This window comes from Nitrobacter sp. (assembly GCF_051535215.1).
Lineage (GTDB): Bacteria > Pseudomonadota > Alphaproteobacteria > Rhizobiales > Xanthobacteraceae > Nitrobacter.
The window spans coordinates 56,194-79,037 of the sequence record NZ_JBPPLY010000007.1; the positions used below are offsets into that span (position 1 = coordinate 56,194).

Genomic DNA, 22,844 nt, shown 5'->3' on the forward strand with positions numbered 1-22,844 from the left:
AGACGACGCCTAATGCGACAAGAAAACTGGAACCGTCATCGCAGACAGTATTCCGCGTGTCGCTCCGCCAAGCACGAATTCGCGGAGGCGGGAATGTCCGTAGCCGCCCATCACGAGCATGCTCGCCGAACTGTCGGCAACATGCGACAGTATGACGTTCGGCACATCGATATCCGCGGCGGGCGTTCTTCTCACCTCGATTTTGATATCGTGACGGGCCAGATGCCGGCCGATCTCAACTCCGCCGATAAGGTTCTCGTTAGCGGTCTTCTCGTTTTCGACGATGAACAATTCGACGGCATTGGCTTTTCTCAACAACGGCAACGCATCATTGATGGCACGCACCGCGGCGCGGCTTCCATCCCAACAGCACACGACCCGGTCGAGCTCCAACCCCTTCTGCTGGATGTAGGGAACGACGATAAGCGGCCGGCCGGAATCAAACAGCGTCGCTTCGATTAAATCGCTGTTGTTGATGCCACTATAGTCGTCCGATTGCATGATGATGCTTAGATCGAAACATCGTGCCATCTCCGAAAACGTTCCGGGCGGCCCGAATTCAGTCTGCAGGACAAGCCGTGGCTCAGCCGACAGACCGCTACGCTTCATAGCGGCCTCAAAGCGGTCGATTGTGCCACGCGCCGCTGTCTCGCTTTCGGCAAAAAGGTCGGCGAGAACGCCTGCGGGGAAATTTGGAACGATATAGCTCGGAATACTCGCCGCAAAAGCGAAAGAGACTCCGGTCAGATGCGCGGCAAACATTTCGGCTGTCGAAGCGGCAAAGTCGCGAACGACATCCCGTGACGGATCGCGCTCCAGATGGAGAATGATGTCCTTGATCATACGAATTCTCCCAACGGATATAATTCAAGAAACAAAATATAATAGTGATGCCAAATCGAATTGACGTACTTCAAGGCGAAAACGCACGTCTCTGAACGTCGGTGCCTTGACTCAGGTCAACGAAACTCGAACACGCCCTGCTAGGAAGGTATCGCCGTATTCAACCTTTTATGCAGGAGGCGACAATGCGCATTGCTAACTCCTCGTTGCTTCTGGCGCTGTCCATGATTTTCACTTTGGGAGCGGTCCAGCGCATGGAAGCCGGGAACGTCGAACAGGGGCGGCGCTTGGCGCTGCTTTATTGTTCGGAGTGCCACGCAATCGACAAGGTCAGTCCCAGCCCGCTTCGGGTTGCGCCGCCGTTCCGCAAGCTGCACGAGCGCTATCCTGTCGAAACGCTCGAGGAAGCCCTTGCCGAAGGAATCACGACCGGGCATCCCAGCATGCCGCAATTCCAGTTCGAACCCGATCAGATCAACGATTTGATTATGTTTCTCAAATCTCTGGAATAGCCGGTGCTAATGGTAGCCTTCTCGAAATTGGCCATCGCGCGGCAATTTCGGGGTCAGCGAACTATTCAATCAAAAGTGCGCTTGTCGTCCCGCGTGCAGTCGCGCAAAGCTTGCATGATATCCTCACGCGCAATCATGCCGATAAGATGCTGGTCAGCATCCATAACGGGGATGCTTCGGAGCCGATGCTCGACCATCAATTGCAACACGCGCACCAACTTCGTCGTTGCCCCCACATAGATGAATTCGTGGATCATCACATCAGAGGCGGTTCGTTTCATAAGCTCATCATAGCGCGGAACCATCGAACTCAGCGTGAGGGCGAAGCATTTGAGGAAATCGAACTTCGTTACCAGGCCGACGACCTCCTGCTGGTCGACGACGGGATAGGCATTGAAATCATCGCTGGCGAACAGATCGTTGAGTTCGTCCATCGTGACTTCACACGACACCGTCCTGACCTTGCGTGTCATGTAACGTTCAACGATCTGTTCGATAAATTGATGCAAAATATCACCCGACCTGCTGCATCTGAACTCTATGGCGAGTTGTAGCTCGAGCGCGCGCTTGCGCCGCGTGCGCCCCGCTTTTCAAGTCAGGCGGCTGCCTTGACTTCGATTTCTCTGGCTTGCGCAGGCGCCGGCTTGGGGACCGTGACCTTCAGGACACCTTTCGACATTACGGCCTTAATGCCTTCGAGGTCTACGCCCGGCGGCAGTTCGACAGTCCGCGCGAAGGAGCCGTAGTTCCGTTCAACGAGATGATAGTCCTTCTCTTTTTCCTCCCGCTGGTTCTTCTTCTCGCCGCGAATCGTCAAATGATTGTCCACGACGTTCAACTGAACATCCTTTTCTTCCAAGCCGGGAAGTTCGGCGGTTAATTCGATCTCCTTGTCGGTCTCGAAAAGATCCATGCTGGGCATCAGCGTCCGTGACGAAAGACCGGCAAAGCTTTTGCTGAAGCCATCGAACAACCGGTCCATCTCTTGCTGCAGCATCGCCAATGGATTTGCTTCGGCACGCGCCAGGGAACTATCCCGTCCTATCGGAATGAGCGACTTCATCATGATTGATCCTCCAAACAATGAGTCCTGAGCGGTCTTATCTCACCACGCGCCCGGCAGAAATATTTTGATCGAAATCAAAGAAAGGATGTCTGTTGCAGCCGGAGCAGATCAGCGCGATAGCAACACGCAACGCGTCGATTCAGTCGCAAGATGCTGAGTCACGCCACCGAGCACCCACTCACGCAATCGCGAATGGCCATAGGCTCCCGCAACAAGCACGCCCGCTCCAACACTGGACGCAACGCCATCCAGTGCGACCGCCGTCGAACTTTCTTTCTGGACAAGCGCGCTTGCCGTAATGTCATGATATGACAACCACGTGACCACATCTTGAGTACGGTTCAAAGCGGCATCTCGGCTGCCGCCGTCCTCGACAATCTCGGCGATCGTGATGTCTTTGGCTTTGCGAAGTAACGGAAGCGCATCGACGATCGCCCGTCGCGCCTCCGCGGTATCCTTCCAGGCGACCAGCACGCTTCGCAAGTCGAGCCAGCCAGCCGCCTCCGGGACAATGAGCAGCGGCCTGCCAGCCTGCATGACCAGATCGCTGGGATTTGCCCTGGCAAACGGGTCTGTAAACGCGCCGTCCCGACTTTGCCCGATTACGATAATATCGGCGGTACGTGCTTCGCGCGCAATAAACCGGATGGGCGTCTCCATGCTGGAGCGCCATTCGACATGTTTCCAGGCCGGACTCATGGCCTCTCGAAACTCGGTCTCGAGCTTCGACAATCGGGTTCTGACGGCGTTCCGACCTTGTTCAATCATCTTGTCGGCTTGTTCGCCCGAGGTGAAATAGAGCGGCGGGCTGAACTCAGCAGCCGCGATTCCGATCACTCGCGCATCAAATCGCTCGACCGTTTCCCTGGCGATGGCAAGACAGCGCTCGTTCTCCTGATCGGACGCCAGGCTAACCATGATCGTCGCGTAGCTCATTCTTCCCTTCCTTACTTCGGCTCGGTTGTCTCAAATCACCATTCATGCATGGATCTGAAACGGTCGAGCAAAAATGATCCAGATCAAGAACCCGCCAATGAGATGGCTTGACCCAGGTCAAGCCATCTCGACGCAATAGCGATAGCATTCAGGCAATTTCATCCAAGCCCCGGAGCTTCGGCATGCGCGCTCACCAGATCATGACCAGACGGGTTATCACGGTTAGCCCTGATACGACCATCGTCGATGCCGCGAACACCATGCTCACCCATCGCATCAGCGGCCTTCCTGTGATTGACGCAGCAGGAAAGCTGGTCGGCATCGTTTCGGAAGGTGATTTCATTTGCCGCATCGAAATCGGTACGCAGCGCAAGAGGGCGCGATGGCTGAAAGTCCTGCTCGGTACCGGCAGAGAAGCCTCCGATTTCATTCACGAGCGAGGCCGCAAAGTCGGTGAAATCATGACCCCGGAACCACTCACGGTGTCAGAAGATACGTCGCTGGAAGACGTTGTGGCTCTGATGGAAAAGCACGACATCAAGAGGTTGCCGGTGGTGCGGGGCGACCAGATCGTCGGAATCGTGACCCGCTCCAATTTGCTTCAGGCCGTTGTGGGGCTTGCTCGCGAAATTCCGGATCCGACCGCAGATGATGATCATATTCGCGACCGTATCATGAGCTCGATCGAGGCGAGCGCCTGGTGTCCTTTCGGGCTGAGCGTCATTGTGCGCGACGGAGCCGTCCATCTCAGCGGGGCCATTATCGACGAACGGGCCCGGCAGGCTGCGGTGGTCGCGGCGGAAAATATTGCCGGCGTGAAAGAAGTTCACGATAACCTTTGCTGGGTCGATCCCATGTCCGGATTGTACTTGAATTCTTCCGAAGATAACAAACTGGCAACGACGGCTTGAGTGCAAGAACGCAAACTGCGATCGATAGTATAAAGGCTCGATCGATCGGCGGCCTGTTATGGCTTCGCTGCGCGTCGTCAACCTGCGGCACCTTCGGCGCTGCAAGCTGATCCACAACTCATCCCCTTTCGGCACGGAGACGGCGGTTCTTTTGCCTCCGCTTCCGCTGCCTCTGCTTCCGCATCAGCCGATGATGGCTATAACAGCACAGCATTTTATGGTGTTTTTTGGCCTGACAAAGTCTTATCCTTCTTGCTGGAGCCAATCGCCCCTTCCATAAGTGGCGGCCACGATCCCGGCTAAGCCCTCTTTAGCTGGGACTACGAATGCTCACGAAGCTTACTTGCCGTGCGGGAAGTGAACCGTGACGCGTGATGATCTGCTGCACCTGAACAGCCTGTTTCGTGACGAGGAGTTGCAACGCGGAATCGACGAATCCGGAGTTGGCATCTGGGATCTCGATCTCTCGACCTGGAAGCTGTTCTGGTCCGGACCGACACGCCGGCTCTTTGGTGTCCCGGAAAACACCCCGGTCAGCTACGATCTCTTTCTCTCCCTGCTTCAGCCGGAAGATCGCGCACGCACTGAATCGGCTATCCAGCGCGCGATCGAGACCGGCTGCAGGTTTGACATACAGTACCGACTCCGTGGAACACCGGAAGGAAGTCGCTGGGTTCGGGCACGTGGCGGTCTCGTCATCAACGACGATGGAGTGCCGCGGCGCCTGAGCGGCGTAATGCTCGATGTCGACGATCAGAAATTGATCGAAGAAGCTTTGCTCGCGCGCGAGGATCATCTGCGTTCGATCCTCGATACGATTCCCGATGCCATGATCGTTATCGATGATCACGGCATCATGCAGCACTTCAGCACCGCAGCCGAACGTCTGTTCGGCCACTCGGAACACGACGCCATCGGCCGGAATGTCAGCATCTTGATGCCTGAACCGGACAGCGGCCTACACGACAGCTATTTGGCACGCTATAAATCCACCGGCGAACGGCACATCATCGGCATCGGCCGGATTGTTACGGGTAAACGCCGGGACGGGGCTACTTTTCCAATGCATCTGTCCGTCGGCGAGATGCACTCCGGTGGAAAGCGACATTTTACCGGCTTTGTTCGCGATCTTACCGAGCATCAGCAAACTCAGGCAAAACTCCAGGAACTGCAGTCCGAGCTGATTCACATGTCCCGGTTAAGTGCCATGGGTGAAATGGCCTCGACCCTTGCACACGAATTGAATCAGCCGTTGACCGCGATCAGCAACTACATGAAGGGATCTCGCCGTCTTCTGGCGGCTAGTACCGACCCCAACGTTGCAAGAATCGAAACTGCGCTGGATCGCGCCGCAGATCAGGCCATTCGCGCCGGCCAGATTATTCGGCGGTTGCGCGATTTCGTCTCCCGCCGGGAATCAGAGAAGCGCGTCGAAAGCCTGACGAAATTGATGGAAGAGGCCGGGGCGCTCGGTCTTGCCGGCGTCCGTGAACAGAACGTTATGCTCCGGCTTGAGCTGGATGCAAAATGTGACCGCGTCCTGGTGGATCGAGTGCAGATTCAACAGGTCCTGGTCAATCTGTTTCGAAACGCCCTGGAGGCGATGGCGGAATCACCAAAACGGGAACTTGTCGCCGCCAGCAGGAGAGCCTCGGACGAGATGGTCGAACTGTCCATAGCGGATACCGGTCATGGCTTCAGTGAAGCCGCCGCTGCAAACCTGTTCAAGACTTTCTTCACGACCAAGGAAACCGGCATGGGAGTGGGACTTTCCATCAGCCGGTCGATTGTGGAAGCTCACGGCGGCCGAATGTGGGCCGAAACGAACGATTCCGGCGGCGCCACCTTCCGGCTGACCTTGCCTATAGCCTCGACCGAGGATTTGCCCGATGTCGTCTAAGGGAAATGTCTATGTTATCGATGACGATCCTACGATGCGGGACTCGCTCGATTTTTTGCTTGGGGCGGCAGGCTTCAACGTCACGCTGTTCGACACTGCCGCCGCCTTCCTCTGCGCCCATGCTGGCCTGGGTTATGGCTGTGTCGTGTCCGACGTTCGCATGCCCGGCATCGATGGAATGGATCTGCTTCGCCGCCTCAAAGCCAATGCTTCGTCCCTTCCCGTCATCATCATGACCGGACACGGGGATATTCCCCTCGCGGTTGAAGCGATAAAATTGGGAGCGATCGACTTTGTCGAAAAGCCGTTCGAAGATGAACGGCTGATTGGAATGATCGAGGCTGCCATCCAAAGCGCCGATCATGCGAAGGGTGACGCGGTCTCGGCCGAGATCGCATCAAGGATAGCGAGTCTCAGCAAGCGCGAGCGTCAGGTCATGGACGGCCTCGTCGCAGGACTGTCCAATAAGCTGATAGCCCGTGAACATAATATCAGTCCCCGGACGATCGAGGTCTACCGGGCAAATGTCATGACCAAGATGCAGGCACATAACCTGTCCGAGTTGATCCGGCTTGCCCTGCGCGCTGGCATCTTGAACGATTGAGGTAAATCAAGCCGCGGCATTCCGCCAGCATCGTGGGATCCTCGCCATCGGCGCCGGAGTTTCGGCTTCCGGCGACCGACGGCAAGACTTACAGACTGGATGACCTTGCCGGCGGAAAGGGTACCGTCGCGGCAATTGCCGGAAGCACGATCACTTTCGCTCCGACGTTCACCCGATCATAAAGGTCCATGACGTCCTCATTGGTCAGCCGGATACAGCCGGACGAAACCCGCTTTCCGATCGTATCCGGTTTATTAGTGCCGTGAATTCTATATTCGGTCTCGCCCAGATACATCGCCCGAGCGCCGAGAGGATTGCCGGGACCGCCTGCCATAAACCGCGGCAAATAAGGTTGACGCGATATCATCTCTACCGGTGGACGCCAGTCCGGCCATTCAGTTTTACGGACCACAGTCTGTTCGCCGGACCATGCGAAACCTTTGCGGCCAACACCGATGCCGTAGCGCATCGCCTGCCCCTCGTTCAGAACGAGGTAAAGGAATGTGTTTCTCGTATCGATGATGACTGTGCCTGGCGCCTGGTGACTGACATAGTCAACCACCTGCCGAACAAGTCTGTCGGGAGCGTCAGCGGCTTTTGGTGTTTCGACCCGAGGTGCCGGAACCAAGATTGCAACTGGAGCTGACGCGACATGAACCGGAGTTGATACGTGAGCTGCAGTCTGGACTTGGTGCACGGACGGCCTCCGAATCGGTTGAACGCTCGCAGGCCAAGACAGCAAACTGTACCCCAGTGCGGCGACGGCCATGACGCCAATGGCAACTCTTCCTGCGACCGGAAGTGCTAGCGTTTTTGTCTTTCCCCGTTTTGTCCGCTTCCTCATATTTTTCCCCAGATCCATCTTCCTGAAAGCGGTACCTCAGCAAATTATAATAAACTTTGAAGCGGTCCCGCTTGGGATCGAGATCGCAAAGCGTCGTTAACGCCAGAAAACTCTTGAAGACGCAGCCGACTGGCGGGAGATGAAGGGAATATCGTCGCAGCGATATCACTTCAAAGCGAGCCACCGTCCATGATCTCTGTCCCACCGTGGTCGTTTGCGGGCTCCATCTCCTCGCTGCCGTTCCATAGAACTCGACAGCATCACCTTCGCAGCAGCCATGGATCGCCGCTGTGAAGTAATCCAAGGTGAACTCGTCACCGTCCGCGACGAGTCGTTTCCTGATTATCCCCGGCGCCCGCGCAGCCCATGATCTCGCCGTGCGTTCGGAATGCGGCAGCGTAGGCAGGACGATCTTGACGGAGGCCGGCTTGTCATACATGCCGACATGTGTGCCGCCCGGAGCGATGCTCAGGTGGCTCGTCCTTGCTGGCGGCGCGGCGGAAATTGTACCCGCATTCCCGCCTGCGACGATCTGGATCGGTTACCGGATTCGATATACGTGAGACGTTGCTCGATCGTTATGAGCGGTTAATGAGTTCGCTGCGTCGCAACCTTACCCCGCTCGGAAGATCGCGCGTCTCCACCAGAGATAGATGCGCCGCGGCCTTGCGCTTCCGAGGCAGGTACTTTTTCGTCCGCGATGCCGGCGCAAAGGATGAAAGCCAGCCTATTGCCGATATATACTTCAGATAGGCCACACTCGTATTGCCATGATCGGCGGCGAGCGCTTGCGCTGTTTCGTCGACGAGTCGTCGCCAGCTATCGAGCGCCAGCAACGGCTGCCGGCAATAGATCGCTCGCATGAGCTGCGGATCGTCCCATATGGAAATGGCGAAGATTTCTTCCGCGCGGCCGGGATGGAGAACCCGCAGATAGACCGGGGGCGACGTGAGAGAAACGCCCGTAACGCCGGTGAAGGTCGCGTCGATCCGGTAGCGGCCCGGTTCATCGAAGATCGGCCCGTCGGCGTCGAACGAAGCGAGAATACCATCGAAACTGACCGATTGCCGATGCCGCAACGTGGCAATCGGCGTGCGCTGGCATAGTGCCGCAGGCGGGCGGATATGCCGGACCTTTCCAAGCGGCGTGCGAACCTGAATGGACAGAAAGCCGTCGCTCGGATCGAGCGCCTTGGCCACGGCGATGGGCTTGCGGCCGCTATTCGTGACGGAAGCCTTCAGAAAGATCGGCTCGCCGAATGCATAAACCAGCTTCAGCGGCGCGATTGCCAACGCGGCCTTTATCGGCTGCGAATGATGAGTGTTGTAACAGGTTTTGCGAAACGCCGGAAATCCGCCGCCGGAAAGAAGATCGCTGTCGCGCTGCGCGTAATCGTATTGGCCCGGCGCGATATCGCAAAACGGAGCGTGGTGCAGGAAGGCGAGCTCACGCAAATCGAATACACCTTTGAACTGCGACCAGAACGCAGCGGCGCCGATCGCCGTCCGCTCCGGATAGTTCATCCAGGTCAACGCCTCTGCCCGACCATCCTCGAAAGCGTGAGGAAGATTCAGGGCGTGACCGATCTCGTGAACCAGGGTGAAAGCCACCTCGCGGCGCCAGTCGGGGCAGTTCGCCGGCTCGCAACCCTTGATGGTGCTGCTGTTGAGGAAGACTGCGAGGCCCTGCCGCGCCGGTCTCATACCAGGCTCGACGTCGTACATGATGCCGCTGACGTCATCGCCGTTGCGCCCATCGAAACGATTTGCAAACAGCACATGCAGCCGCCATTGCTGGTTAGCCTGGACCGGCTGGCTCCAGTCCTGCATCAGAGCATGCAGCTCCGCCATCGTATGGCGCTTGCGGCCGGATGTATCCGGGCGGAACGGCGATGAATGGACGGTCGCCGCGATCGACGCACGCCTCAGCGCCGCGACGAGATCGTGACCGTTTTGATCGCCGTCGAGCAATGAGGCGTCAGGCTCGGGGAGTCCTGCGAGCCCATCTATATCGATCCGCAATGTACGCAGTTCCGGCCCGATCCGCTCGAGCTCGGCGGTGACGTCTCCCGCGCCCAAGTCCAGCGTCAGCGATATCGACGCTCCCGCCCCGGTGGATCGCAAGAGCGATACCGCGATCGAGCTTCCGTTACGGTGAAGCGGCTGGCTTGAGAAGAACGAAACCATTCCGGTCAGGCGGCCGTCGGTGCTTTCGGACAATGCGCTGGCGCGGCCGACGAACGAGAGCACATGCTCGGCACCGGCAAACACATCACCGCTCAGATTTTCGAACCGGCCGTCACCGTTGCGCGCGATGCGGGCTTCGAACGTCAGGCCGTCAGGCCGAAAGGCTCCAGCATAACGCCCTTCCGCAATTCCGGTCATGCTGCTTTCCCGATTCGTATGTTATCAATTTGATGCGGCGATTGATGATAACGTTTCTAAAAGTTATTTCGAAAAGAGTGTTTTGAACCAAAGATCTTTTGAAAGGACTCAATACAACAAGGCGGCGTTTTGTCACGTTCACGCTTAACATATTACTGCTGGAATATATCGGCTCGCTGAGCTTATACAAAAAGGGGGCTGCATGTTTGCCTGGAGCCAAGCTGCGAAGACGGTTACGGGTTCGACATACAGACAACAACGCAGGCGCCATGCCCAGTCACTTATCGTCTGGATCACCTCTCTCATTTCCGGCGCCGGGATAGCTCACGCCTCCACGCCAGCAGAGACGCCCCGCATCATTCATGCGGATGTCGTCGCGCTGGATCATATGCTTGTCTATAATCGCTTCGGCTCCTTCAATCCCTTCGGCATGATCTATGCGTTGCGTCGCGACGTGACGGCGGCCGGCAACGCCGAGCGTCCGACGGCGGATCGCTGCGCCGAGCAGACCGGTGCCGAGGCCGGGAACGGCAAGCTGGAGCCAGGCGAGGTCCGGCTGCGAGACTGCAAGCGCCCGAGACCGCTCGTGTTGCGTGCCAATGCAGGCGACATTCTCGAGGTCACCTTCACAAACCTGTTGCGGAAGGACCAGCCCGGCATCAGCGGAAGTTTCTCCGAGGAGAAGAAGGCCAAGAACGATTCCGGCTTTTGCGAAGAACAGCCTGCGAAGGATGGATCAGCCATTGCGCCCATTCGCCAGGACGTGAGGACAGCCTTCGGCGAGGAGCAATGCCGGAAGGCCGCCGAGACCGAGGCCGACGAAGCGCAGGCGGGGTCGAAACCGGGAACGGATTGGCCTCTCACGCGCGGACTTTCATTCGTTATCCCCGGCATCGAGCCGATCCCGGTCCGCCATGGAAAGACATCGCAAATTCATGGCGCATGCACCGGACTTGACGCGATCAGGCCGGGCCAAACCGTAACCTGCCGCTGGCAATTGCTGCGCGAAGGCACGCACCTGTTTTCCAGCCTCGCCGCGCCCGCTGGCGGCGAAGGCGACGCCGGGTCGCTCGGGCACGGCCTGTTCGGCGCACTGATCGTGGAACCGGCCGGAAGCCGCGCCTTTCGCAGTCAGGTGAACCGAACCGCCTTCGAACGGGCCTGGCCGAGCCGGCAGGACTCGGTCCGTCATGCGAGAAGCGAGGCGATCGATTTCAATTTGACGGTGCCCGATTCCGAGACGCCCGCGCGCGTCACCCCGCCGCTCAACAGCACGGTGTTCTGGTGCATCGACAAACCAACCGTTCCGGTTCTTGCAGTCCGGCGATCATGCGACGCCCGAAACGGAGCGATCGTCGAGGAGATCATTCATGGCGATCTCAACGCCATCGTGGTCCCGCCCGGCGCTGAGTTGCCGCCGATCGGGCCGACCACATCGGAGAGCGATCGACGCAAGTGGCGCCAGATGCATGAAGCGCAGACGCCGTTCCGCGAGTTCACCATCATCTTCCATGACGAGCTGAAAACCTTCTACGCCGACGAACTGAAGCAGCTCGGCTCATTCGGCCAGCTCTCCGGCGTGCGCGACGGATTTGCTATCAACTACGGTTCGAGCGGTCTTGGCTCCGCGCTCCTATCCAACAGGCTTGGTATCGGACCGGCCGCCAACTGCCCTGAATGCATGTATGAGGAGTTCTTCCTGGAAAGCTGGGCCAATGGCGATCCGGCGTTGCTCGAAGTCTTCCCTGACGATCCGTCGAACGTCTATCACTCCTACCTCAACGATAAGGTGGTGTTCCGGAACTTTCACGCCGGCAAGGAAACGCATGTTTTCCATCTGCACAGCCACCAATGGTTCGCCGGCAACGACGCCGGTCGTGGCGCCTATCTCGACAGCCAGACCATCGGCCCGCAGCAAGGCTTCAGCTACCGCATTTATCACGGCGGCCTTGAACGCTTCGCCATGGACCGTGCGGGCAGCGCCGCCCCGAAAGGCTGGTGGGATTCGCTCGGCTCCGGCAACCGCAACCGCACGCCCGGCGACGCCATCTTCCATTGCCATCTCTATCCGCATTTCGCGCAAGGCATGTGGTCGCTATGGCGCGTGCATGATGTGCTGGAAGATGGAACGAGAGTTCTTCCCGACGGACAGCGCGAAGCGCGCCTCTCGGTGATTGCCGATCCCGAGAAGGGCAAGGCGCGACCCGGCAGCGTCGGGCGCGCCGGCGAGTGGCTCGATCCTGCGGCAGCCGCGGACGGCAAGGTGTCGAGCCTCGGCACCCCGATTCCCGGCTTGATCCCGCTGCCCGGTCAAGGTCTGCCGCTGCTGCCGACCTATTCCGACCCGGTTGCCACCGCGGCGCTTGCCCCGGCCGATCCGATCATCACGGACTCCATGCCCGGCTATCCGTTCTATGTGGCGGGGAAAGCCGGCCATCGTTCGCCGCAGCCGCCGCTGGATATGGCGCGCGCGGAAAAGCACGAGCCCGCCGGCATCGGCGACGCGCAGATCGCAGCACTGGAAGGCCGTGCTCATTTCGACGGTGGCCTGCCCCGTCACGTCGTGGCCGGTGGCGTCGCGCTTCCGACCGTGCTGAAGGATCTCACCGCTGAAAAACGCGCCGAGGTTGTCGACAAGAAGGGCGTGCTGGCGCGGATGCTGGCGCTCGGCGACATGACGTCCGAATACGAACACCTCAATCTGGAATTGCTGCCGCAGCAGGGGACTGCGCTTGAGCGCAACGCCATGGCATTTCACGGCACCGGCAGCGGCGTTCGCGTGGTCGACGCGACCGGCCGCGAGCCGGCGCAGCGCACGGTGACGCTCGAGGGCGATCCGGCAGCCCCCGCGCCGCCCCCACTCGAAACCCGTCTCGATCCCGACAGCGCGGCCTACCGGGTCAAGGCGATCTCGCTCGACAACGTCCGGTCCGGACCCACCGGCGGCGCGGCAAGCCTTGTTGACGACGCCCGCTTCGCCGTGAATGGATCGCCGGGTGCGCCGGGCGCACCATTCGCGGATCCGTGCTCGGCGCCGCTCGTGCTCGCCAGCGAAGGTGGACCGCGGCTGCGCAGGTTCGATGCCTTTCGCAGCACCTGGCAACAAGAACCCGAGCCTTTCCGCTTCCAGGCCGATGCGTTCGGCAACCCGGGCGTCATGACTCCTGACCCGGCACTGATCGGGTTCCGCCGATTCGACGTATCCGCGGTCGAGTTGAAATTGATCGTCAACCGCGCCGGCTGGCACGACCCGCAGGCGCGCATCAATGTGCTGTCGGCGGTCGCCGATGATTACAAGGGAAGATGGCGGTCCGATGCCGAACCGTTCTTCTTCCGCGCGTTCTCCGGCGAGTGCATCGAATATCACCACACCAACGAAACGCCGAAGAAGCTCAAGCTCGACGATTTCCAGACCTCGGTGCCGACCGACATCATCGGCCAGCACATTCATCTCGTGAAGTTCGACGTGACGTCCTCCGACGGCAGCGGCAACGGCTTCAACTATGAGGACGGCACATTCGCACCCGACGAGGTGCTGGAGCGCATCTGCAAATCGAGGACCGTGGCAGGCGGCTCAGTCGCACCGCGCCCGGGTGAAGCTGTCGGCGAAACTGTTGCCGCACGCAGCGATGAGGAATGCGCGGCGGACTTCATCGAAAAGGTCCCGACCCTTCCACGGCTTACCGGCAACAACATCAAGTATTTCCAGACCACGATTCAGCGCTGGTTCGCCGATCCGATCCTTTCCGACAATGGCGAGAACGGCCTCGCCGGCGTGACCGACCGCACGATGCGGACGGTATTCTCCCACGACCATTTCGGCCCTTCCAACATCCAGCAGCACGGTTTCTATACGGCGCTGCTGATCGAGCCCCCGACACACGCGGTATGTCCGCTGGCAGAAGCCAACTCGACGACCCACGAGGGCAAGAATTGCCAGAGCGGCCCTGCGGCGGCAGCCCAACCCGTGTTCCCGTTCAAGCTCGCGCAGGCAGCGCAACGCGATCTCGTGGGCGTGCGCTCCAACGTGTTCCTGCCGCGGCCCGACGTTACTGCCGATGGTGTATCGGGTGATCCCGTTCACGTCGATTCGCGGGAATATGCGATCGCTATTGCGGATTTCGCGCTGCTCTATGACGGCAACAAGACCGCCACCGCGCCGACGACGCCGGAGGAATCCGGTGGCATCGACCGGCTGATCCTTGAGGCAACCACCAGCAACACGCCGCCCAATGCCGAGGACGAAGCGGAGGAAACCGCGCCGGCCAACTTCCTGCGCGAGCGTCAATTGACGCCGTCAAGCGGCGATGTGGAAAAACTGCGCCAACGCCTTAATGACATGCGGACGGCCTACGGAAGGCCGGTCGCGCCTCCACCGCGTCCCGAGGCGATCTCACAACGGCACCACGATCCCTACCTCGTCAATTATCGCAACGAGCCGGTGCCGCTGCGCGTCGGAGCCACCGCGAACGGCGCGCCGCCTTCATTCCTCAGCAATCCCTGCCGCCTGCCCGGCCCGCAAGACGCGTCCTTCGCAAGCGGCGGGTCCGATGACAGCATCGTCCGCCAACGCCCGTTGAACGACAAAGGCGACCTCTCCCAGCTCTTCCTGTCGCGCGTTCATGGCGATCCCTGCACGCCGATCCTCGAAGGCCTCGCCGGCGACCGCATCGTGGCGCGCCTGATCCAGGGCGCGCAGGAAGTCCAGCACACGCTCGTCGTCGAAGGCCGCCCGGGCCGGCGCAACGTCGATCAGCCATTCCCGAGCGAGCGACCGCTGGGGACCGATGCGCAGGGAAGTCTGGTGTCGCGAGCCGCACGCTGTGCGTCAGGCGACGCCGCGCGCGCCGGTCGTCCGCGTGCCTTCCCGAAATGGGCGACGATCGGACTTAGCGATCCGGCGTGGGATCAATTCGACCGGCTGGTGGCCGGTTGCGACAACCCGCTCGGCTTCGTCTCCGCACAGGAGATCGGCATTTCCGAGCATTTCGAGGTCGGCTCGCTGTTCGCGTCCGGAACGTCGGTCTTTGCGCCGCTCCGCAGACGCGAGCCGAGCGGAGGCACGGTATCCTTCAGCGCGCGGCCGGCCGACTCTCACGGCCGTCCATCGCTCGATTACCTCTATCATTTCGGCTCGACCGATGCCATATGGAACGGAGCATGGGGTCTGGTGCGGAGCTATGACAGCAGCGCCTCGCCGGATCTGAGTGCCTGCCTCGGCAAGGCGCCGTCGTCATCCGATTTCGCCGCGTGCGTGGCCGGCCAGGGACAACACCCGATCGGCGACCGCATCGAGACCTTCGCCGCGCTTCGCCAGCGGGTCGGCGGTGCTTCTCCGGCGGCCGAGCCGGCTCAGCAGGACGTCGTCGAAGCGCTCTCGCCGACCGCGTCGCGCGTCAGAAGCTGGTGTCCTGCCGGCGCGCCGAGGATCGAGGCGATCACTGTTGCTGTGCGCGCCGGAAAGGTGCTGGACAAGTCCACCATCAACCTCCCCGGAACCGTTGTCGATAAAGCGGGCCTGTTCGATCGCGACGGCCTCCTGCTTGTCCCGCTCGAGCCGCGCGACCTCGGCCTCTCCAAGCCGCTCATGGATTACGAGAACGACGGCACTCTGCCCAAGTCCATCGCACAGATCCAGACCATCGCCGCCGCCAAGCTCAAGACGGCCGGTGACAACACCGGATCGCCGTTCGTCTTGCGCGTCAGAGCCGGCGACTGCCTCGACCTGATGGTGATCAACGCCTTGCCGGGACAGGGCGACCCGTGGGACGCCCACGGCGACGCGCCGATGCCGAAGATCGTGCCACTCAATGTCGATAGCGACGAGCGCCAGTATGGCGGCTCGAAGACCTTTGCCGAGTGGATCGGTCAATCGCCACGCTTCCGCGGGCAGATCACGCCCTCGCGCAGGGTCTCGCTATCGCTGCCACTGCCGAGCCCGATGCTGAAGCCGGGCGGAACGCTTCCGGTCGGCGTCAACGATGTCGAGGCGATCGCACCGGACGGAGCGGGATCGCCGGTGTTTCGCGTGACGCGGCACTATGCAGGCTTCCTCTGGCCGAAAGATACCGCGATCATGGATCTGGCGCGCGAGCCCGCGTTCTGGAATTCCATCAAGGACCGGGTCGAAGCTCACATTCCGTCCCGCCTGACGTTCCGCCTGCTCAGCGACACGCCGTGCGGTGCCGAACAGCAGATCGTAATCTACGGCGTCAATCTGTGTATCCATGCACGCAACCAGAACGACGATACCGTGCCTATCCCCCAAGAGAAGCAGGACGCCGTTCGTCGGATCGCGCAGGACGGCGCCGATCTCTACTTCACGCGGGACGAGGTCCGGAAGAAGGCGATGCGCGTGATCCCCTACGCCTTCGGAACGCTTCCCATACGCTCCGTGGGTGACGTGATCGCGCATGGCTCGCAAGGACTGATCGGCACGCTTATCGTCGAGCCCACCGCTCTCGGCAATAACGGCGCACCGGCCGGCGAGTCCCCGGCCCGCGATTTCTCCTATCGCCACGCCGCGACCGTCGCCGTCGCCGCCCCCGCGATCCCGCAGGCTTCGATTCCGGCCGGATCATTCCGCGAACACGTCTTGTTGTGGCAGGATGGCCTCAACCACTGGCGCCGCGCGCCGGGCGGTTCCGGCTATCTCGGCATGAGCGGACGCCCGGTGCCTGACTGCCGCATTTGCGACGACTCCTACGACCTGGGAGAAAAGGGCGTCAGCAATCGCTCGGCGCCTTTCAACCTGCGCGTCGCGGGGCGCAACGGCGTCCGCGCCGACTTCGGATTGCGCACCTATCCGCGCGATGAGGACGATCTCAACACCGTGCGTTTCCCGCCGGATTTCTTCGCCGGATCTATTCCGACTCCGCGGCTCGACGTCAGACCCGCCGACGAGATCGCCATTCGCGTCGCTCATCCCGAGGGACGCGCGCGGCAGCGGGCGTTCCTGTCGATGACCACCGGCTATGACGATCTGTTCCCCGGCTTCGGCTCCGGCCATGCCACGCTGCTCGCTCCTGCCAAGGCGATGACGGCATGGGGCTGCGCGCCGCGCACGGCCGGCGACTATCTGTGGCGCGACGGTCCGCAACCGATCTTCGCGGCCGGCGTGTGGGGTCATCTGCACGTCAGCGCCAGCGCAGCCGGAGGAGCGACCTCGTGCAGCTTGCCGGGCATCAACTGAGGAACTCGTTTTCCTGCGCTCTCGCGGCGCTCGCCTTCGCGGCAGCGCCGGAAGCAATCGCACAAGGCGTGTTCGCGAGCGGCGAGAGCGGCCTTGCCGTAAAGGCGAGCCTGATCGATCGTCAGGGGCGGGAGGTCGAGCGGGTCGGTGCAAATGAGGACTTTCGTATTGTCCTGACCTTCACCGACGCGCTGCGGAAGACTCCGGCCGCAAAGCTCAAGCCCGCCGCCTGGGTCCGACGCGTGGCTCCGGGAAGCCCGAGCTGCGCCAACGCAGCCTGGATCGTGCGTGCCACAGGCGCGATCTCAGCGAACGACATTCCGCTGGAGCGATCCTATCTGGTCTCGCTCGGCGGGGATGGTGCGGAAAGCGACGATCGCCTGCGCGTGGTCGATCTCGATCATCGGCTGAAAAGCGCCGACCAGATCAGCGTCGCGCCGCTAGGCGGTCGCGCCGGGAGCTTCATCGTCCATCCGGTATTGCCGCGCGCGTTCGTCACGCGCCCGGCCACCGGCGACGTGCTCGCCGTCGACCTTCCATGGGGAAAGGCGAGCCGCTTCGCACAAGGGTTGACGCATCCCGTTCTGATCGCACCGTTCGGCGACCATATCGTGGTGGCCGATGGCGCGGACGGAGGCAGGCTGGTCGAATTCGACGCCACCGGCGCGCAACTCGGTACCGTTGCCCTCACATCCGGGATCGCCACACTGGTGGCATCGAATAAGGATACTGTCGTGGCCGCCGCCAACGATGGATCCGCTGTCGTGATCGCGGCCGGCGATGCTGCGCCGCGCCGTCTTCCAGCCGGAAGTCTCAGCGGGGCGATGGCTGCCGGGGGTGGCGTGATCGCATCCGCAGGACCGCAGCAGGCGATCCGGCTGCGCTGGCTGGATGATCTCGACCGCACCATAGCTGTACCTGTCGGCATGGCCGTCGACGGCCTGTTCGTTCGCGACGACGGCCGCTATCTTATCGCCTGGTCGGCACAGGAGCCGAAGGCCGTCATCCTCGACATCGCACGCGCGCGCGTCGTGAGCACGATCCGAACGGATGATATCGTCGACGAGACCGCCGCATCGGGCTCCGCGATCTTCCTTACCCACCGCACGTCATCGACAGTGACGGTGATCGATCTCGCGCCGCTGTCCTCGCCCGAGGCGGCACCCGTCGAGCGACGTGTTCGGCTTCCCTTGCCCGACACCCTGCAAAAGGAGAGAGGCCCAGGACGCATCGCCACGTCGCCGGCGACGGCAAGCGTGCTGACCGTTCGGCCCGGCTCCAATGTTGCGTATACAATCGCGGCCGGTGGCGGCCTCAGCGATGCGCCGATGGCAGCCGTAACGATAAGGGGCGATCAGCCGCGCATGATCTCGCGCTTCGACCAACGACTCTACGAAACATCGACAGGCCGCTTTGAGGCGAACCTCCGTCTCGCGAAAGGCGGCGCCTACGAGGTTGTCAGCACCACAGGAGCCGGCGGCACGACGATGTGCGCGGGGTTCTCCGTCGACGGCCCTGGATCCGACGAGCCGCCGCCTATCGCATTACGCGTCGTAAGCGCGCCGCCAGTGGCGAAGGTTCCCGGCACGCTGATGTTGACGCTCGACAACTGGACCCACCGGACGGAATCGCTGATGATCCGCGTCGACGATCTTGCTTTCGGCTGGTCCGCGCGGGTGGCGGCGAAGCCGGACAAGGATGCTTCAATGGCGCTCCCCCTCACCTTTCCGCGCGAAGGCCGCTATGCCGTTTGGGTCGAAGCCTCCGATGGACGCATTGCCCCCGCTGTGGTGGATGTGAAGCGATGACGCAGCGCCGTTTCATTCGCGCAGCCGCAGTCATTTCGATATGCATGGCAGGCGGCATGCTTGCCCCTGAGTCCGGCGTATGGCCGGAGGCGCGGGCCAAGGACCTCGCGGTCGAGACGCAGCCGCCCACCGTTCACCTTATCGATCGCCGTCTCGTCACTGCGCAAGGCGCGGAAGTGAATTTCGTGAGCGGCCTCATCGCGAAGCAGCCGATCCTGCTGTCGTTCACCTTCACCGGCTGCGTCCAGTTATGCCCTCCGAGCGACGTTATCATGGACCTCGTCGCGCAGCGTCTCGGGAAAGACGGGCTTCGGCGTTGGAAGCTCGTCACGCTCACGCTCGATCCTCTCACCGATACGCCAGAGCACCTTCGCCGCGAGCGCGCCGACCAGATGCACCGCGACCGCATCTTCCTGTCGGGTGATCCAGCCAACGTCTGGTCGGTACTCGAGGGGCTCAGAGTGCAGCCGGGGCCGAACCAGGACCATGACATTCAGTTCTTGCTGATCGGAACAGGTGGACGCGATGTCAGGACGATCGCCGGCCTGCCGGAGCCCGATGATCTCATTACCGCGCTTTCGACCGTTCGGTAGTCACGTCGCGCTGGCGATCGCCCTGTGGTCGTGTGCGTCAGCCGCATGGGCCGACGATACCGGCCGGGCGCTCTATCACGGCCATGCGGCAGATGCGCCGCCCGCGAGGATCGCCGGCGTGGAGCGGTTCGGCCTCACCTGCGCCGGATGCCACGGACGCAACGCCGCCGGCGGCGGCGAGGGCCGCTCGCTCGTTCCGCCGATCGACGGCGCGACACTCGCCTCGCCGTCGCCGAAGCGTCCCGCTTACGACGCAGCCGCTTTCCGCGCCGCAGTGTCACAAGGCCGCACCGGCGATGGACGAATGTTGTCGTTGGCGATGCCGCGCTTCGATCTCTCACAAACTCAATCCGACGCGCTGTGGAAGTATCTAGGCGGAATTACTGATGAAGACCGGAGCGGCGTTTCGGCGGATCAGATCCAAATCGCTGTTCCGGCCATCACCGCGAATCTCGTTGATGCCCGGCATTTGCGTGACGAGCTTGAGCGGCAATGGGCTGCGCGCGGAGCGAACTCGATCCATGGCCGTAGCATTGTCTTCAAAGTCGTGGCCATCGATGCACCTGTATCCGACAAAAACGCGAATCCATCTGAGTTTTTTCTCGCGCTCGGAGCAAATATCGATATCGACGGAAGCATGCTCGACAAGCTGCAACGTTCCGGCCTGCCGATGCTCGGCCCGAGAGGCGCTCTTTCGGACAAGACATCCGAGGAAATCATTTCCGTTCGTGCCAACCGGGACCAGGTCACGGATGCGCTGTTCCGTCTGGACAACCCCACAACGACAATCGTGATCGATGCCGCGCTCCGAGCCAAACGCGCGCCGCCGCCCCAAGCGATCGGCCCCGAGGACGCGATGCCGGCCGATTCCAGGCGCATCGTGCTGATGGTCGACGCCCCGCAGGCGCGCGCGTTCATCAAGACCAATCAGGCCGCTCTGAAAGGCCGAACTGTTGTCCTCCCTTTCGATGAGCTGGCCGGATACCCAGACCTCATCGAGCAGTTACTGAACCAGGGCACCGACGTGCTGGCCGCAAGGCCGGCGGGCGATTTTTCCGACATCACGGCTTATGCTTCGGCGCTCACCGCGGTGCTGGAAGCAAGCCTTGTCACTGCGGGCCGTCAACTGACACGCACGCGATTTCTAGAAGCAGTTAAGGGTGTGCAGGTCCAAAGCCCCCATTGGCCTGAACTCGATTACAGACGGTTTCCGAAGAACGGAACCGAGCTTGTGGAATTTGTGCGCGTTACACCACGATAGCTTCGATCCGTCGTGCGCTCCAGAGCGCAATCAAATCGAAGCGTTCGCACAAACAACGCTAGCAGGGAATCGTAACTATGTGACTGCGATCCTCCGGCTGGTCCGCGTACCGTACTCGGCGTCATCTATCGTTTCGTGGCGCGCAATCGCTATCGGCTGTTTGGACGTCGCCTTGGCGAACCCCTGTCAGCTCCTTAGATCAGTTTCTGTTGAATGTGAGAGTTGATGTTCATGAGCTCCGGATGCGCTTTCAGCAAAGCCTTTAAACCCGGGTAATCCATCTCGGCCGCATGATGATCTTCAATCAAGAGTTGGACGAGTTTGAAGTCGTCGTCAGTGTCGACAGTGATGCGCCAGTCGCTGAGATTTTCTTCATCCGTGCAGTACTCGTGACGAATATCCGGCATCGACGTGCGAATATATCCTGTCACATGCTCGCGCTCGGACGGAAGCCCGGCATTCGCCGCGGCAAAGTCGAGTGAGCGCCGGGAAAAAATTTCGAAATCCATGCCACGAGGGTAGGTCCGCTTTTCACCGTTCGAGAGATAAATGGACTCACTCTTCAAGCCCGAATAGATGTCAAGGCCGGCGCGTATCACGTTCGGGCAGATGAGTGGGCAGTCCGACGTCACGCGGATGATATGGCGAGCCTCGTGTGCCCGCGCCGCTCTTTGGTAACGTTCCAGTACGTCATTCTCACTGCCACGAAAGACCGGAACGTCGAGTGCGGCGCAGAGTTCGACAACGGGATCGTCGGACAGATTCGTTGTCGTCGCGACAATCACGGGCACGCCGACATCGGCGAGACGATCAAGATGCGTTTCAAGAAGCGTGCGTTCCCCGGCGCGCATCAAGATCTTGCCCGGAAGGCGGGTGCTCGTCATGCGCGCCTGAGTGATGATTACGACTTCATTTGGCATCGTTACTCAGGGCCGCCTTTCCATCAGGAACCACGTCAGGTCGTCGGCAGGGAACGCCGGGTCCCGGTGATAGATGAAGCCGTAATCGACAAGTTTTAAATCAGGGTATTTGTCCATCATCTCGCCGGCAAAATCCCGCTTCCACAAGCGCCCGTTGTGACCGCGATAGCTGATCTCGACCACGGAAGGATTGTAGTACTCCGCCACGAGGACATAACGATTACTAGCCTCATGGAGCCTTTCATAGGCCACCGGCAGCATGTCAGGATTGAGGTGGATCAGAACACCGGCGGTAAACGCCAGATCGACGCTCGACCACCCGACTGGTTCGAACAACGTCGTATTGGAAGCAGCTATTCCGGGTATCGTCGCCAGCCTTTCGAAGGCCAGGCTGTTTATTTCGATGGCTTGGAACGCTGCGTCTGGAAGCAGGCTCTTGAGGGCCAGGATATTGAGGCCGATGTTGGCGCCAAGCTCTCGAACCGACCGGATGTTGCCGCATCGCTGGATAATTCGGGCAAACATCGCCACCTTGGCGGCCAGCACTTCCTGACTTTGATTCCGTTCGATGTAGTTGTCGCCAAACTCCCCGGCCCAGAATTCCTCTTGTGCTGTGATCTCGATCATACGTGCTCGTCCCCCTGAAGTTTCACATAATTCCTGCAGCAACAACGAACGACGGCTCTGATAGTCTCCTGGATTGATGACTTTGCCCTGCCATAGGCAGCGCCTTCGATCATCATCAAGACCGTCGGTCTCTGCGCGAGCGTGCATTACGCTCCGGTCTGCCACCACAGCTTCTGTCGCGCACGGTTTGGTCACCAGCCCAGCGTCTGCCCTCGCGCCGGGTGGTCTATCAGAAAAATTCTGACTCTGCCGATGTTCCCGACGCTGGCTGAAACTGACCAAGAGGACATCGTCAGGACCGTGGCTGCACCGAAGCGCCTTTGATGAGGTCTGGAGACTGTGTATTGTACGTGCTCGTCGCGAACCTGCTGAGGACCAACGTTCCTTCCATTTGATCTGGCGTGCAAGCGCGCTATTAAACCCTCCGCAATGTCAGGCAAGCC

At 60.7% G+C, this 22,844-nt stretch carries 17 protein-coding genes; 9 read left to right on the forward strand and 8 right to left on the reverse strand.

All coding sequences use genetic code 11. The annotated features are described in order from the left end of the window. Nucleotides 1-9: 9 nt before the first annotated feature. Nucleotides 10-843, reverse strand: a complete 834-nt coding sequence (locus ACS3WB_RS09370; RefSeq protein WP_438275293.1) for a universal stress protein — start codon at nt 841-843, stop codon at nt 10-12. A 254-nt stretch (nt 844-1,097) separates the two neighbouring features. On the opposite strand from ACS3WB_RS09370, the gene ACS3WB_RS09375 reads away from it, so the two are divergent. Further along, a complete protein-coding gene (locus tag ACS3WB_RS09375; RefSeq protein WP_438275372.1) occupies nt 1,098-1,355 on the forward strand; it encodes a c-type cytochrome in 258 nt (85 codons plus the stop codon). Nucleotides 1,356-1,420: 65 nt separating this feature from the next. Here ACS3WB_RS09375 and ACS3WB_RS09380 read toward each other — a convergent pair whose 3' ends face one another. The 3 genes from ACS3WB_RS09380 to ACS3WB_RS09390 form a co-directional block, all read right to left on the reverse strand. Then, nucleotides 1,421-1,864 (reverse strand): CBS domain-containing protein, encoded by a 444-nt coding sequence (locus tag ACS3WB_RS09380; protein WP_438275294.1) that lies wholly within the window; start codon nt 1,862-1,864, stop codon nt 1,421-1,423. A gap of 86 nt (nt 1,865-1,950) precedes the next feature. Continuing rightward, nucleotides 1,951-2,421 carry an Hsp20/alpha crystallin family protein gene (locus ACS3WB_RS09385; protein ID WP_438275295.1) on the reverse strand — a complete coding sequence of 157 codons (471 nt, stop codon included), beginning with the start codon at nt 2,419-2,421 and terminating at the stop codon, nt 1,951-1,953. A gap of 108 nt (nt 2,422-2,529) precedes the next feature. After that, nucleotides 2,530-3,357, reverse strand: coding sequence for a universal stress protein (locus ACS3WB_RS09390; RefSeq protein WP_438275296.1), 828 nt, complete (start codon nt 3,355-3,357; stop codon nt 2,530-2,532). Nucleotides 3,358-3,539: 182 nt separating this feature from the next. On the opposite strand from ACS3WB_RS09390, the gene ACS3WB_RS09395 reads away from it, so the two are divergent. From ACS3WB_RS09395 to fixJ, 3 genes are all read left to right on the forward strand, one after another. After that, the gene (locus ACS3WB_RS09395; RefSeq protein ID WP_438275373.1) at nt 3,540-4,268 is read left to right on the forward strand and encodes a CBS domain-containing protein; all 729 of its coding nucleotides are present in this window, start codon (nt 3,540-3,542) and stop codon (nt 4,266-4,268) included. 364 nt (nt 4,269-4,632) lie between these two features. Further along, nucleotides 4,633-6,168: a sensor protein FixL gene (fixL, locus tag ACS3WB_RS09400; protein ID WP_438275297.1), complete on the forward strand. Its 1,536-nt coding sequence runs from the start codon at nt 4,633-4,635 to the stop codon at nt 6,166-6,168. Beyond that, the gene (gene fixJ, locus ACS3WB_RS09405; protein WP_438275298.1) at nt 6,158-6,772 is read left to right on the forward strand and encodes a response regulator FixJ; all 615 of its coding nucleotides are present in this window, start codon (nt 6,158-6,160) and stop codon (nt 6,770-6,772) included. Before fixL ends, fixJ begins: the two co-directional genes overlap by 11 nt. An 88-nt stretch (nt 6,773-6,860) precedes the next feature. Here fixJ and ACS3WB_RS09410 read toward each other — a convergent pair whose 3' ends face one another. Together ACS3WB_RS09410 and ACS3WB_RS09415 are read right to left on the reverse strand one after the other, a co-directional pair. Further along, a complete protein-coding gene (locus ACS3WB_RS09410) occupies nt 6,861-7,616 on the reverse strand; it encodes a L,D-transpeptidase (protein ID WP_438275374.1) in 756 nt (251 codons plus the stop codon). Between the two features lie 578 nt (nt 7,617-8,194). Then, on the reverse strand, nt 8,195-10,000 hold the full coding sequence (locus ACS3WB_RS09415) for a hypothetical protein (protein WP_438275299.1): 1,806 nt from the start codon (nt 9,998-10,000) through the stop codon (nt 8,195-8,197). A gap of 202 nt (nt 10,001-10,202) precedes the next feature. Between ACS3WB_RS09415 and ACS3WB_RS09420 the strand changes: the two genes are divergently transcribed. The 4 genes from ACS3WB_RS09420 to ACS3WB_RS09435 are packed head-to-tail and all read left to right on the forward strand — an operon-like array spanning nt 10,203 to nt 20,854. Continuing rightward, nucleotides 10,203-17,192, forward strand: coding sequence for a hypothetical protein (locus tag ACS3WB_RS09420; protein WP_438275300.1), 6,990 nt, complete (start codon nt 10,203-10,205; stop codon nt 17,190-17,192). Next, nucleotides 17,168-19,000: a hypothetical protein gene (locus tag ACS3WB_RS09425; RefSeq protein WP_438275301.1), complete on the forward strand. Its 1,833-nt coding sequence runs from the start codon at nt 17,168-17,170 to the stop codon at nt 18,998-19,000. The genes ACS3WB_RS09420 and ACS3WB_RS09425 overlap by 25 nt, the downstream gene beginning before the upstream one ends. Next, on the forward strand, nt 18,997-19,593 hold the full coding sequence (locus ACS3WB_RS09430) for an SCO family protein (RefSeq protein WP_438275302.1): 597 nt from the start codon (nt 18,997-18,999) through the stop codon (nt 19,591-19,593). Before ACS3WB_RS09425 ends, ACS3WB_RS09430 begins: the two co-directional genes overlap by 4 nt. Next, nucleotides 19,559-20,854, forward strand: coding sequence for a c-type cytochrome (locus ACS3WB_RS09435; protein ID WP_438275303.1), 1,296 nt, complete (start codon nt 19,559-19,561; stop codon nt 20,852-20,854). Before ACS3WB_RS09430 ends, ACS3WB_RS09435 begins: the two co-directional genes overlap by 35 nt. A gap of 194 nt (nt 20,855-21,048) precedes the next feature. Here ACS3WB_RS09435 and ACS3WB_RS09440 read toward each other — a convergent pair whose 3' ends face one another. Together ACS3WB_RS09440 and ACS3WB_RS09445 are read right to left on the reverse strand one after the other, a co-directional pair. After that, nucleotides 21,049-21,774 (reverse strand): cytidylyltransferase domain-containing protein, encoded by a 726-nt coding sequence (locus tag ACS3WB_RS09440; RefSeq protein WP_438275304.1) that lies wholly within the window; start codon nt 21,772-21,774, stop codon nt 21,049-21,051. 6 nt (nt 21,775-21,780) lie between these two features. After that, nucleotides 21,781-22,401 (reverse strand): pseudaminic acid biosynthesis-associated methylase, encoded by a 621-nt coding sequence (locus tag ACS3WB_RS09445; RefSeq protein WP_438275305.1) that lies wholly within the window; start codon nt 22,399-22,401, stop codon nt 21,781-21,783. 114 nt (nt 22,402-22,515) lie between these two features. Here ACS3WB_RS09445 and ACS3WB_RS09450 point away from each other — a divergent pair, with 114 nt between their 5' ends. Next, nucleotides 22,516-22,725: a DegT/DnrJ/EryC1/StrS family aminotransferase gene (locus ACS3WB_RS09450; RefSeq protein WP_438275375.1), complete on the forward strand. Its 210-nt coding sequence runs from the start codon at nt 22,516-22,518 to the stop codon at nt 22,723-22,725. The last annotated feature ends 119 nt before the right edge of the window (nt 22,726-22,844 follow it).